16 protein-coding genes are annotated in these 12742 nt (G+C 65.5%); all 16 read left to right on the forward strand.

Annotation, left to right across the window (positions count from 1 at the left end):
- The 16 genes from cutA to hprK all read left to right on the forward strand — a co-directional run bounded on the left by cutA (position 1) and on the right by hprK (position 12638).
- A complete protein-coding gene (gene cutA, locus A3Q7_RS0111635; RefSeq protein ID WP_018412059.1) occupies positions 1-327 on the forward strand; it encodes a divalent-cation tolerance protein CutA in 327 nt (108 codons plus the stop codon).
- Positions 324-2183, forward strand: coding sequence for a protein-disulfide reductase DsbD (dsbD, locus tag A3Q7_RS0111640; protein ID WP_018412060.1), 1860 nt, complete (start codon positions 324-326; stop codon positions 2181-2183). Before cutA ends, dsbD begins: the two co-directional genes overlap by 4 nt.
- A 41-nt stretch (positions 2184-2224) precedes the next feature.
- A complete protein-coding gene (locus A3Q7_RS0111645; protein WP_018412061.1) occupies positions 2225-2833 on the forward strand; it encodes a riboflavin synthase in 609 nt (202 codons plus the stop codon).
- On the forward strand, positions 2830-3918 hold the full coding sequence (gene ribBA, locus A3Q7_RS0111650) for a bifunctional 3,4-dihydroxy-2-butanone-4-phosphate synthase/GTP cyclohydrolase II (RefSeq protein ID WP_018412062.1): 1089 nt from the start codon (positions 2830-2832) through the stop codon (positions 3916-3918). The genes A3Q7_RS0111645 and ribBA overlap by 4 nt, the downstream gene beginning before the upstream one ends.
- 11 nt (positions 3919-3929) lie before the next feature.
- Positions 3930-4403 (forward strand): 6,7-dimethyl-8-ribityllumazine synthase, encoded by a 474-nt coding sequence (gene ribH, locus A3Q7_RS0111655; protein ID WP_026224744.1) that lies wholly within the window; start codon positions 3930-3932, stop codon positions 4401-4403.
- Positions 4400-4873 carry a transcription antitermination factor NusB gene (nusB, locus tag A3Q7_RS0111660; RefSeq protein ID WP_018412064.1) on the forward strand — a complete coding sequence of 158 codons (474 nt, stop codon included), beginning with the start codon at positions 4400-4402 and terminating at the stop codon, positions 4871-4873. Before ribH ends, nusB begins: the two co-directional genes overlap by 4 nt.
- 37 nt (positions 4874-4910) lie before the next feature.
- Positions 4911-5861 (forward strand): thiamine-phosphate kinase, encoded by a 951-nt coding sequence (gene thiL, locus A3Q7_RS0111665; RefSeq protein ID WP_018412065.1) that lies wholly within the window; start codon positions 4911-4913, stop codon positions 5859-5861.
- A 57-nt stretch (positions 5862-5918) separates the two neighbouring features.
- On the forward strand, positions 5919-6365 hold the full coding sequence (locus A3Q7_RS0111670; protein WP_018412066.1) for a phosphatidylglycerophosphatase A family protein: 447 nt from the start codon (positions 5919-5921) through the stop codon (positions 6363-6365).
- Positions 6365-6886, forward strand: a complete 522-nt coding sequence (locus A3Q7_RS0111675) for a CinA family protein (protein ID WP_018412067.1) — start codon at positions 6365-6367, stop codon at positions 6884-6886. The genes A3Q7_RS0111670 and A3Q7_RS0111675 overlap by 1 nt, the downstream gene beginning before the upstream one ends.
- A gap of 29 nt (positions 6887-6915) precedes the next feature.
- Positions 6916-7947, forward strand: a complete 1032-nt coding sequence (gene recA, locus A3Q7_RS0111680; RefSeq protein ID WP_018412068.1) for a recombinase RecA — start codon at positions 6916-6918, stop codon at positions 7945-7947.
- A gap of 73 nt (positions 7948-8020) precedes the next feature.
- On the forward strand, positions 8021-8467 hold the full coding sequence (gene recX, locus A3Q7_RS0111685) for a recombination regulator RecX (protein WP_018412069.1): 447 nt from the start codon (positions 8021-8023) through the stop codon (positions 8465-8467).
- Positions 8460-9200 carry an LPS export ABC transporter ATP-binding protein gene (gene lptB / locus A3Q7_RS0111690; RefSeq protein ID WP_018412070.1) on the forward strand — a complete coding sequence of 247 codons (741 nt, stop codon included), beginning with the start codon at positions 8460-8462 and terminating at the stop codon, positions 9198-9200. The genes recX and lptB overlap by 8 nt, the downstream gene beginning before the upstream one ends.
- Positions 9201-9223: 23 nt before the next feature.
- A complete protein-coding gene (locus A3Q7_RS0111695) occupies positions 9224-10660 on the forward strand; it encodes an RNA polymerase factor sigma-54 (RefSeq protein ID WP_018412071.1) in 1437 nt (478 codons plus the stop codon).
- Positions 10661-10723: 63 nt separating this feature from the next.
- On the forward strand, positions 10724-11044 hold the full coding sequence (gene hpf, locus A3Q7_RS0111700; protein WP_018412072.1) for a ribosome hibernation-promoting factor, HPF/YfiA family: 321 nt from the start codon (positions 10724-10726) through the stop codon (positions 11042-11044).
- Positions 11045-11245: 201 nt separating this feature from the next.
- Positions 11246-11734, forward strand: a complete 489-nt coding sequence (gene ptsN / locus A3Q7_RS0111705; protein WP_018412073.1) for a PTS IIA-like nitrogen regulatory protein PtsN — start codon at positions 11246-11248, stop codon at positions 11732-11734.
- Complete coding sequence (hprK, locus tag A3Q7_RS0111710) at positions 11703-12638, forward strand: HPr(Ser) kinase/phosphatase (protein ID WP_018412074.1); 936 nt, start codon at positions 11703-11705, stop codon at positions 12636-12638. Before ptsN ends, hprK begins: the two co-directional genes overlap by 32 nt.
- Positions 12639-12742: the final 104 nt, after the last annotated feature.

A 12742-nucleotide genomic window follows, 5' to 3' on the forward strand; every position in this document is an offset into this window, starting at 1 on the left:
ATGACCACCGACGTGCTGCTGGTACTCACCACCTTGCCGGATGGCGATATCGCCGCCCGGGTCGCTCGCACACTGGTCGAGGCACGGCATGCCGCCTGCGTGAACATCGGCCCGGCCATCCGTTCGGTCTACGCCTGGCAGGGCGCGGTCGAGGAAGCGGACGAGGTGCCGCTCGCCATCAAGACGACCCGAGCCGCCTGGCCTGCGCTGGAGCGGGCGCTGCGGGCGCTGCATCCCTACGAACTGCCGGAAATCATCGCGCTGCCGGTGACGCACGGCCTGCCCGCCTATCTGCAGTGGGTGGGTGACATGACGGACTCTTCATGATCCAGCGTTTTCTTGTCCTGCTGATCGGCCTGCTGTGCGCCGTATCCATCGCCCGGGCCGAACCAGAACTGCTGCCGGTGGAACAGGCCTTCCGCATGTCGGCACAGGTGATCGACGGCAGCACGGTCGAAGTGCGCTTCGACATCGCCGACGGCTATTACCTCTACCGCGACAAGTTCGCCTTCGTTGCCGAGCAGGCCGCGCTGGGCCGGACCGACATTCCGCGCGGCAAGATGAAGAAGGACGAAATCTTCGGCGACGTCGAGGTGCACCGGGGCACATTGCCGATACGCCTGGCGCTGGCGGGCGGCGCTGACGCGCCGATCACGCTCAGGGTGAGCTCGCAGGGCTGTGCCGACGCCGGCATCTGCTATCCGCCGACCGAACAGACGGTGACGCTCGACCCGTTGCGACCGGGCGTGCGCGTGTGGCCGGCGGGCCTGCAGGCCGATGGCGGAGCCAGCCTGCTCGACCGCCTGCGCGGAAAGGGTGACATGCCGGTGCAAAGCGCGCAGGCGGACGCTGCGCGGACGCTGCCGGGACAGCAGGCGGCAACGGAAAGCGAGGACGCCAGCATCGCCGGCATCATCCGCTCGGGCAGCCTGTGGCTCATCGTCGTCACCTTCTTCGGCCTCGGACTGCTGCTCAGTTTCACCCCCTGCGTGCTGCCCATGGTGCCCATCCTGTCCGGCATCATCGTCGGCCACGGCGCGCACATATCGCGCGCTCATTCGCTGGCACTGTCGCTCGCCTATGTGCTGGGCATGGCCGTCACCTATACGCTGGCGGGTGTCGCGGCCGGCCTGTCCGGAACGCTGCTGGCGACCGCACTGCAGAACGCCTGGGTACTGGGCGGCTTCGCGCTGCTGTTCGTGCTGCTCGCGCTGTCCATGTTCGGCGTCTACGAACTGCAGTTGCCGACCGCCCTGCAATCGCGCCTGTCCGACAGCGCCAATCACCGGCGTGGCTCGCTGGCCGGTCTCGCCGCGATGGGCGCACTGTCGGCCTTGATCGTCGGCCCCTGCGTCGCGGCACCGCTGGCGGGCGCACTGCTTTACATCGCCCAGACCGGCGATGCCGTGCTGGGCGGTCTGGCGCTGTTCTCGATGGCATTGGGCATGGGGGCACCGCTGATCGCGGTCGGCGTCGCTTCGCGGTCGCTGCTGCCGCACACCGGCCCATGGATGGAGGGCGTGAAGCGTCTGTTCGGCGTGCTGCTGCTCGCCACCGCGATCTGGATCGCCCAGCCGGTACTGCCGGCCCTGATCGGCATGCTGGCATGGGCGGCCCTGCTGATCGCCTCCAGCATCTACCTGCACGCACTCGACCCGCTGCCGCCGCACGCCGGCGGCTGGCACCGGCTGTGGAAGGGCGTGGGCGTGATCGCGCTGCTGGCGGGGGCCAGCATCCTGATCGGTGCCGCCGCTGGTTCGCGCGACCCGCTGCAGCCACTGTCGATATTGCGCAGTGGCGCCGTGACGGACGCGAAGCCTGCGTTCGAGCCGATAGGCAGCGTGGCGGAACTCGACGCGCGCCTGGCCACGGCGGATCGGCCGGTCATGCTGGATTTCTATGCCGACTGGTGCGTGAGCTGCAAGGAGATGGAGCGCTTTACCTTTGCCGATCCGGCGGTCGCCGCGCAATTGCGCCGCTTCGTGCTGCTCAAGGCGGACGTGACCGCGAACGCGCCCGAGCATCAGGCACTGCTCAGGCGTTTCGGCCTGTACGGTCCTCCCGGCATCCTGTTCTTCGTCGGTGGTCAGGAGGTCGCAGCGGCGCGCACCGTGGGTTCGCAGCCGGCCGACACCTTTCTTGCAACGCTGGCGCGTGTCGCCGCTGTCAGCGGCACCCGCTGATCGCGTAAAATCGCGCTTCTTTCCTCTCGCGTCTCCTTCCCATGTTTTCCGGCATCGTGGCCGCGGTCGGCCGCATCACCCATACAGAGCCGCTTGAAAAGGGCTTGCGCCTGACGGTAGACACCGGCAGCCTGGGCCTGGACGATGTCCGGGTCGGCGATTCCATCGCGCACAACGGCGTCTGCCTCACCGTCATCGCACTGGACGGCAGGCTGGCCCGTTTCGACGTGTCGCGCGAAACACTGGACTGCACGGTGGGCCTGGACGCGCCCGGCGAGGTGAATCTCGAAAAGGCGCTGCGTCTGTCCGATCGCCTGGGCGGCCATCTGGTCAGCGGCCATGTGGATGGCGTGGGCACCGTGCGCAGTTTCACCCGGGTCGGCGAATCGCACGAACTGGTGGTGGTCGCGCCACGTGCCCTGGCGCGCTACATCGCGCGCAAGGGCTCGATCACCGTGCAGGGCGTAAGCCTCACCGTGAATCGCGTGAACGATGTCGCCGATGGCTGCGAGTTCTCGATCAACCTCATCCCGCACACGGTGGAGGTCACCACACTCGGCAGCCTGAAGGCCGGCAGCCGGGTCAATCTCGAAATCGACCTCATCGCGCGCTACGCCGAGCGCATGATGACTGGAGAGGACACGCAATGAGCGCACTGGCGCCAGTCGGCGAAATCATCGCCGACATCAAGGCGGGCCGCATGGTCATCCTGGTGGACGAGGAAGACCGCGAGAACGAGGGCGACGTCGTGCTCGCCGCTGAATTCGTGACGCCCGAAGCGATCAATTTCATGGTGAAGCACTGCCGTGGCCTGGTCTGCCTCACACTGACCGAAGAGCGCTGCCGCCAGCTCGACCTGGAACAGATGGTGCGCCACAACCGCACGCCGCATGGCACCGCCTTCACCGCGTCGATCGAAGCCGCCACCGGCGTCACCACCGGCATTTCGGCGCACGACCGGGCGCGCACGATACAGGTGGCGGTGGCCCGCAACGCCAAGCCCGACGACATCGTGATGCCCGGCCACATTTTCCCGCTGCAGGCACAGAAGGGCGGCGTGCTCATCCGTGCCGGCCACACCGAAGCCGGCTGCGACCTCGCGCAACTGGCCGGGCTCGAACCGGCGGCGGTCATCTGCGAAATCCTGAAGGACGACGGCACCATGGCGCGCCTGCCCGACCTGATCGAATTCGGGCGCGAGCATGGCCTGAAGATAGGCGCCATCCGCGATCTCATCGCCTGGCGCGCGTCGACCGAAATGCTGGTGCGCGAAATCAGCCGGCGCGAGGTGCATGGCGCCTATGGTGCCTTCACGCTGCACGGTTTCGAGGACACGACCTCGGGCGAAATCCATCTCGCCATGGTGAAGGGTACGATAGACCCTGACAGCGAAACGCTTGTGCGCGTGCATGAGCCGATTTCGGTACTCGATTTCCTGGACAACGCAAGCGGTCGTCACAGCTTCAGCGTCGACCGCGCGATGCAGCTCATCAACGAAGCCGGCAGCGGCGTCATCGTCATGCTGCGCCGGAACGAAACCGATGCCGGCCTGCGCACACTGTTGACCGACCCGGCTTCGGCGCCGGCGGCCCGCTGGGACGCTCGCACCTTCGGCGTCGGCGCGCAGATCCTGCGCGCGCTCAATGTACGCAAGATGCGGCTGCTCGCCAGCCCGCGCAAGATTCCGAGCATGGCCGGATTCGATCTCGAACTGACCGGCTACCTGCAGAACTGATGGATATCGCCATGCCACGTTTCAACGACATCCCCGAGATCGCCGAGAACCTCGACGGCAAGAACCTGCGCATTGCCATCGCGATGGCACGCTTCAACCCGGACATCGGCAACGGTCTGCTGTCCGCCTGCTGCGACGCATTGCGCACGCTGGGCGTGGCGCCGGCCGACACGCTGATCGTGAGCGTGCCCGGCGCACTGGAGCTGCCTCTGGTACTGCAGCGTCTCGCGCTGTCCGGCAAGTATGACGCACTGGTGGCTCTGGGCGCGGTCATTCGCGGCGAGACCTATCACTTCGAAATCGTATCCAACGAGATGGCGCGCGGCATTTCCGATGTCCAGCTCAAGACCGGTGTGCCGATCGCCAATGGCGTACTGACCACCGAAAATGATGATCAGGCGCTCGCCCGCATGCACGAGAAGGGCGCAGACTGTGGCCGTGCCGCAGTCGAAATGGCGCGGCTGATCGCCACTCTGACGGAATGAGCATGGACACTACCCCCGAAGCGCCGCGCAAGTCGGCCCGCCGGCTTGCGCGCGAATACGCGGTGCAGGGCGTCTATCAGGCGCTGCTGGCCGGGCACGATGCGCCGGCCATCGACGCGCACCTGAGCGAGGACGCCGGCTTTTCCAAGGTCGACCGCAAGCTGTTCCGCCAGCTGCTGAATGGTGCGCTCGATCACGCCGACGCCCTGCGCGCCCATTTCTCGCCTCACCTGGACCGCAAGGTGGAGGAGCTTTCACCGGTGGAACACGCCATCCTGCTGGTGGCGACCTACGAACTGGCGCACATGGTCGAAACGCCCTACCGCGTGGTGATCAACGAGGCGATCGAACTGACCAAGGAATTCGGCGGCGCCGACGGCCACAAGTTCGTCAACGGCGTGCTTGACAAGACCGCTCCCGGCCTGCGCGCCGTCGAGGTGAATGCCGCGCGCAACCGTCCCCGCAACTGAGGCCACGGCGGCGCCGGGCGTTCGTCAAGGGTAGCGCATGAGCCCGGAATTCGAACTGATACGGCGCCATTTCGTGCGCGCGGACCACGGTGCGCTGCTCGGTCCGGGCGACGATTGCGCGCTGCTGCAGCCCGGCGCCGACCTGGAACTGGCAGTGACCAGCGACATGCTGGTCAGCGGCACCCATTTCCTGCCCGATGCCGATGCCTGGCGGTTGGGCTGGAAGTCGCTCGCAGTCAATCTGTCCGATCTTGCGGCCATGGGGGCGCAACCGCGCTGGGTCACGCTGGCGCTGGCCCTGCCGGAAGTCGATCACGACTGGCTGCAGACGTTCTCCGGTGGCTTCTTCGCCTGCGCAGAGCGGCATGGGGTGGGACTGATCGGAGGTGACACCACGCGCGGCCCGCTCACGCTCTGCATCACCGCACTCGGTGAGGTTCCGGCCGGCGCAGCCATCCGTCGCAGCGGTGCGCGCGCCGGCGACGACATCTGGATTTCCGGCCAGCCGGGCCGCGCCGCCCTCGGTCTGGCGGTATTGCAGGGCCGCGCCACGCTGGCCGATGCGACCGACTGCATTGCTGCGCTGGAACAGCCTGTGCCTCGTGTTGCGCTCGGTATTGCGCTGCGCGGTGTGGCGAGCGCCATGATCGATGTGTCCGACGGATTGCTGGCCGACATCGGCCACATCGCTTCGGCCAGCGGACTGGCAGCACGCATCGACGACGACGCGCTGCCCTGGCAGGCCTTGCGCGCTCTGGACGCTGACCCGCAGGTGGCGCGCGCGGCCTTGCTGTCGGGCGGCGATGACTACGAACTGCTGTTCTGCGCTGCGCCCGGACGGCGCGACGCACTGCGCGCACTGGCCACATCGCTCGCGCTGCCATTGACGCGCATCGGTGGCATGGCAGAGGGCGCTGGCGTCCACCTGATCGACGCACACGGCCGCGAACTGCCGATCGAACGGCGCGGTTACGATCATTTCGGCTGAACGATGAAAACCCTTACCCCCTACCCCGGCCCCGGTTTCCTGCTGCATCCGGCACACATGCTGGCCTGCGGCTTCGGCAGCGGTCTGATGCCGTTCGCCTCCGGCACCTGGGGCACACTGGCCGCCTGGCCGCTCTACCTGCTGATCAAGCCGGCATTCACCGATCTGCAGTTCGCGCTGTTCCTGCTGATCGCCTTCGTACTTGGCAGTGCGTGCTGCCAGCGGACCGGTCGCGCACTCGGCGTCGCCGACCACGGCGCCATCGTATGGGACGAGATCGTTGCCTTCTGGCTGGTGCTGTGGGTGACGCCCGCGCACTGGGCCTGGCAGTTGTTCGCCTTCTTCGCCTTCCGCTTCTTCGACATTTTCAAGCCGCCACCGGCGCGCTGGGTGGACATGAACATGAAGCATGGCTTCGGCGTGATGCTGGACGACGCCATCGCCGCGGTATTCGCCGCCGCATCGGTGGCGATCGCCTGGAAACTTTACGGAGCGCTGCCCTGATGGATGCGGAACTGAGCCGACTGTCGGTCGAGGTCGGCGCCGCGCTGCGCGCGGCCGGCAGCATGCTGACCACGGCCGAATCGTGCACCGGCGGCGGGGTGGCGGAAACCGTGACCGCCACGCCGGGCAGTTCGGCATGGTTCGACTGCGGCTTCGTCACCTATTCGAATGCGGCCAAGCAGAGACTGCTGGGCGTCGACGCGGCCACCCTGCAGGCGCATGGCGCGGTCAGCGAGGCGGTGGCGCGCGAAATGGTGCGCGGTGCGCTCGCCGCATCGTCCGCCGATGTCGCGCTGTCCATCACCGGCATTGCCGGACCGGCAGGGGCGGTGCCCGGAAAACCCGTCGGTACCGTGTGCTTTGCCTGGGCTTTCTCCGACGGCCGCGAGCGCAGCGAAACATGCCACTTCGACGGCGACCGCGAGGCGGTCCGCCGGCAATCCACATGTCATACACTGACCGTGCTCCTGGCTTTGCTGGGCGCACCTTCAGACGAACCCGTGGCAAGAACTGTGCCATAATCGACCGCATTCATTGAAAGGGATTCCGCATGGACGACAGCAAGGCCAAGGCGCTGGCCGCAGCGCTCGCGCAGATCGAAAAGCAGTTCGGCAAGGGCTCGATCATGCGCATGAGCGATGGTCAGCTCGAGAACGACATCCAGGCCGTTTCGACCGGATCGCTGGGGCTGGATCTGGCGCTCGGCATCGGCGGCCTGCCGCGCGGTCGCGTGATCGAGATCTATGGCCCTGAATCATCCGGCAAGACCACGCTCACGCTGCAGGTGATCGCGGAAATGCAGAAGCTGGGCGGCACAGCCGCCTTCATCGACGCCGAACACGCACTCGATGTGCAGTACGCCGGCAAGCTCGGCGTGCGCATCGATGACCTGCTCATTTCGCAGCCCGACACCGGAGAACAGGCACTGGAAATCGCCGACATGCTGGTGCGTTCGGGCGGCGTCGACATCATCGTCATCGATTCGGTCGCTGCGCTGACACCGAAGGCCGAAATCGAGGGCGAAATGGGCGATTCCCTTCCCGGCCTGCAGGCCCGCCTGATGAGCCAGGCGCTGCGCAAGCTCACCGCCAACATCAAGCGCACCAACACGCTGGTCATCTTCATCAACCAGATCCGGATGAAGATCGGAGTCATGTTCGGCAATCCGGAAACCACCACCGGCGGCAATGCGCTCAAGTTCTATGCTTCGGTGCGGCTGGACATCCGCCGCACGGGTGCCATCAAGAAGGGCGAGGAGGTGATCGGCTCCGAAACCAAGGTGAAGGTGGTAAAGAACAAGGTGGCGCCACCGTTCAAGCAGGCCGAATTCGACATCCTTTACGGTGAGGGCATTTCGCGCGAAGGCGAAATCATCGAACTGGGCGTGCTGCACAAGTTCATCGACAAGTCCGGCGCATGGTATTCCTACAACGGCGACCGCATCGGCCAGGGCAAGGACAATGTGCGCGACTTCCTGCGTGCCAATCCGGTACTTGCGCGCGAGATCGAGAACAAGGTGAGGGCCGCGGCCGGCATGCCTGAGCTGCCGCCGGCAGAAGGCGGTCGGGCCGAAGCCGCATGAAGGAACCCATCCGCTCCGCCAGCGGAGCGCGCACCGCCTGTGCCGGCGCATCGGACGCCGGAAGGGACGTGCGGTGAGCGACGCGCTGCGCGAGAAGGCCCTGCGCCTGCTCGCCCGGCGCGACCACAGCCGGGCCGAACTGGTGCGCAAGTTGCGCGAGGATGGCAGCGCAGAAGACGTGGCGGCACTGCTGGCGCGGCTGGAAGAAGGCGGGCTGCTGTCCGACGCGCGCTTCGCGAAGCAGTTCGTCAGCTCGCGAGCCACCCGCTTCGGTGCTCGACGCTTGGCCCATGACCTGCGCCAGCGCGGCATCAGCGACAGCGACGCCACCGACGCGATGGCATCGATGGAGCTGGACGAGACCGCCCGAGCCCGTGCCGTCTGGGCCCGCCGTTTCGACTGCGCACCGCAGGACGCGAAAACCTGGGCGAAGCAGGCGAGATTCCTGCAGTCACGAGGCTTTTCAACCGATACCATTCGCAAGGTGCTGCGCGAACAGCCGGAACAGGAACATGAGTGATAACCGGACAGCCAGCCGGCTCAAGGTGGAACGGCTGCGCAAGAAATACAAGTCGCGCCCGGTCGTGAAGGAAGTGTCCTTCGATGTCGGCAGTGGCGAAGTGATCGGTCTGCTGGGCCCGAATGGTGCCGGCAAGACCACCTGCTTCTACATGATCGTCGGCCTGGTCAGTGCCGACGGCGGCGAAATCCATCTGGATGGCGAGCGCCTCACCCACTTGCCCATCCATCGCCGCGCACATCGAGGCCTGTCCTACCTGCCGCAGGAAAATTCGGTCTTCCGCAAGCTCGACGTGGAAGAGAACATACTCGCCGTACTGGAGCTCAACGAGCGCGACGCGGCGCGCCGCAAGACCCGGCTCGATGAGCTGCTGGACGAGATGGGCATCGCCCATCTGCGCAAGAGCCCGGCGGCGGCACTGTCCGGCGGCGAGCGGCGCCGCGTCGAGATCGCGCGGGCGCTGGCGACGTCGCCGCGCTTCATACTGCTGGACGAACCGTTTGCCGGCGTGGATCCGATCGCGGTGATCGACATCCAGAAAACCATACGCTTCCTGAAGGAGAAGGGCATAGGCGTGCTCATCACCGATCACAACGTGCGGGAAACCCTGGGCATCTGCGATCGCGCCTACATCATCAACGCAGGCGAGGTATTGGCCAGCGGACGGCCGGAAGAAATCGTGTATAACGAGAACGTCAGGAAAGTCTATCTGGGCGAGCACTTCCGGCTCTAGACGGACACCGAATCGCAACCACCATGAAGCAGTCGCTGCAACTCAAACTTTCCCAGCATCTCGCGCTGACGCCGCAACTGCAGCAGTCCATCCGGCTGCTTCAGTTGTCGACCATCGAGTTCAACCAGGAAATCGAACGCTTCCTGGACGAGAACCCGATGCTTGAGCGCGACGACAGCGAGCCGGCCGCGAACTACGCACCACCGGTCGACGGCGGCAGCGAACCGCGTGAAGCTGCGGCAGCGGAAGGCAATGGAGAGGCGCCGCCAGACGATCGTCCGCAGGACAGCAGCAGCGACATGGACGACTGGTCGGGCGAAAGCGGCAGCTATGGCAGCCGCAGTGGCGGCGACGACGAGGACGGCGACTACCAGGATGTGCAGGCAGCCGGCACATCGCTGCGCGATCACCTGTGCGGCCAGCTCGCGCTGTCGCAGATGAGCGAGCGTGATCGCTACCTGATCCGCCTGCTGATCGAGGCGCTGGATGACGATGGTTACCTCAATCAGGATCTGGAAGAGCTGGTCGATCTGCTGCCGGAAGAAGCCGACATCGATCTGGATGATCTTTCGATCGCGCTGCGCCAGTTGCAGAACTTCGACCCGGTCGGCGTCGGCGCGCGCGATCCGCGCGAATGCCTGCTGCTTCAGCTCAATGCATTGCCGACCGACGAGGTATCGGCGCTGGCCCGCATCATCATCGACCAGCACATCGATCTGCTGGCCGCGCGCGATTTCGCCAAGATCCGGCGGGCGGTCGGCTGTGACGAGGAACTGCTGCGCGCGGCGCAGGCGCTGATCCGCTCGCTCAATCCGCGCCCGGGCGCGCAGTTCGCGCCGATCGATGCACGCTACATCGTGCCCGACGTGGTGGTGCGCAAGGTGCGCGGCCAATGGACCGCGATGCTGAACCCGGAAGCGATGCCGCGGCTGCGCATCAACCGCCTGTACGCGGAAATCCTGCAGGGGCAGCGCGGCAGCGGCCTGTCCGGCCAGTTGCAGGAAGCGAAATGGCTGATCAAGAACGTGCAGCAGCGCTTCGATACCATCCTGCGCGTGTCGCAGGCCATCGTCGAACGGCAGCGGCAGTTCTTCGAGTTCGGCGAAGTGGCGATGCGACCGCTCACACTGCGCGAAATTGCCGAAACGCTGGACCTGCACGAATCCACGATATCGCGCGTCACGTCGCAGAAGTACATGGCGACCACGCGCGGCCTGTTCGAACTGAAGTACTTCTTCGGCAGCCATGTGGCGACCGAAAGTGGCGGGGCCTGCTCGGCCACCGCAATCCGCGCGCTCATCCGCCAGTTGGTGAGCGCCGAGGATGCCAAGCGTCCGCTGTCGGACTCACGCATCGCGGAAATACTGGGCCAGCAGGGGATAGTGGTTGCGCGGCGCACCATCGCGAAGTACCGTGAATCCCTCAACATCCCGCCGGTCAGCGTGCGCAAGGCGATCTGAGGTCCGCTCGACAGGACGACCCGACCGCCCCGCATTTTTCGTCCCGTAACGAAAGGAGGCATCATGAACCTCACCATCACCGGCCATCACCTCGAAGTCACCCCGGCAATACGCGAATATGTCGAGTCCAAGCTCGACCGCGTGATCCGCCATTTCGACCATGTGACCAGCGTTTCCGTCATCCTGTCGGTGGAAAAGCTGCTGCAGAAGGCCGAGGTCACCCTGCATGTGCGCGGCAAGGACATTTTCGTCGAAGCCGAGAGCGAAGACATGTACGCGACACTGGATGCCCTGATCGACAAACTCGATCGCCAAGTGCTCAAGCACAAGGAAAAATCGGGCGATCACACGCGCGAAGCACTGAAGCACCAAGCGGCAGAATGACACGATTGCCACGGAGCTGGGGCGTATAATCCGTTCCTTGTTGCAGTGCAATCAACTGTCCGGCGCAGCGGCCGTTAACCACGGCACTGCGCCTGCCGCGTGCACGGAGTCACCCTGCCATGAACTGCCCTCCACGCCCTGACGTTCGCCAGATGCCCGACTCGGGCTGTCATTTCGGCCGGAACGCCGGGCAGGACTGACATGACGCTCATCGCCAAGCTGCTGCCCGCCTCCAATATCTGCCTGGGACTTGAAGCGAGCAGCAAGAAACGCGTGTTCGAACAGGCCGGCCTGCTGTTCGAGAACAATCACGGCATCGCCCGCAGCCAGGTGTTCGACAGCCTGTTCGCGCGCGAAAAGCTGGGATCTACCGGTCTCGGACAAGGCGTGGCCATTCCACATGGTCGCATCAAGGGCCTGAAGGAAGCGGTCGGCGGCTTCATCCGGCTGGAAAACCCGGTCGCCTTCGACGCACCCGACGGCCGCCCGGTCAGCCTTCTTTTCGTGCTGCTGGTACCGGAACAGGCCACCGAACTGCATCTGCAGATCCTGTCCGAACTGGCGCAGATGTTCGCGGACAAACCTTTCCGCGAACAGTTGCAGCAGGCCGGCGACAGTCCGGCCATCCATCACCTTTTCATGTCCTGGCAACCAGCGCATGCGGAAACTCAGCGTCGCGCGGCTGTTTGAGGACAACAGGGATCGTCTGAGGCTGCAATGGCAGTGCGGCAGCTCTGACACCCTCATCGTCGCGGACCAGATCGGGCTGTCCCCCGCCGACCTGGTCGGTCACCTGAACACCATCCATCTGCGTCGCATCCAGGTGGTCGGCGTACCGGAAATCCTGTGGGCCGAATCGGTTCCACCGCGCAAGGTCGACGACATCGTGGGCAGCCTGCTGGATGCCCGCCCGCCCGCCTTCATCGTCGCCGACGGTGCAGAACCGCCGATCATGATCCGGACCGGTTGCGCCGAGCGCGGCATCCCGCTGCTCACCACCCAGCGCAGCGCAGCGTCGGTGATCGATCAGTTGCGCGCCTATCTGGCACGCGAACTGGCGGACCGGACCACGCTGCATGGCGTGTCGATGGACGTGCTGGGCATGGGCGTCCTGATCACCGGCGATTCCGGTGTCGGCAAGAGCGAACTGGCGCTGGAACTCATTTCGCGCGGACACGGGCTGGTGGCCGATGACTGCGTGGACATTTCCCGCATCGCCCCGAACGTGCTCGAAGGCCGCTGCCCGGAACTGTTGAAGGATTTTCTCGAAGTGCGCGGTCTGGGGGTGCTCAACATCCGCACCGTATTCGGCGAGACCGCCTGCCGGCGCAAGATGAAGCTGCAACTGGTGGTGCATCTGCAGAAGCAGGTGAGCGGCCTGCCGGAAGCCACCCGCATGCCGCTGGACAACGAAATGATGGACATCCTGGGCGTCAAGATACGCAAGGTGGTCATTCCGGTCGCCGCCGGCCGCAACCTCGCGGTGCTGGTCGAAGCGGCGGTGCGTACCACCATCCTCAGTTTCCGCGGCATCGACTCCACGCTCGAATTCGTGGAACGTCAGCGGCGCGCCCTTGGTGGGGAGGATGGCTGACCCGGACTGTACATGACGATGACATGGGCATAACATCGGTGCGTCTTCCGCAGGAAGGCGCACGTGCCGGCTTGCGTCCGCCGGTGCCCGATCATCATCCACAC

The organism is Methyloversatilis thermotolerans (genome assembly GCF_000372885.1).
Lineage (GTDB): Bacteria > Pseudomonadota > Gammaproteobacteria > Burkholderiales > Rhodocyclaceae > Methyloversatilis > Methyloversatilis thermotolerans.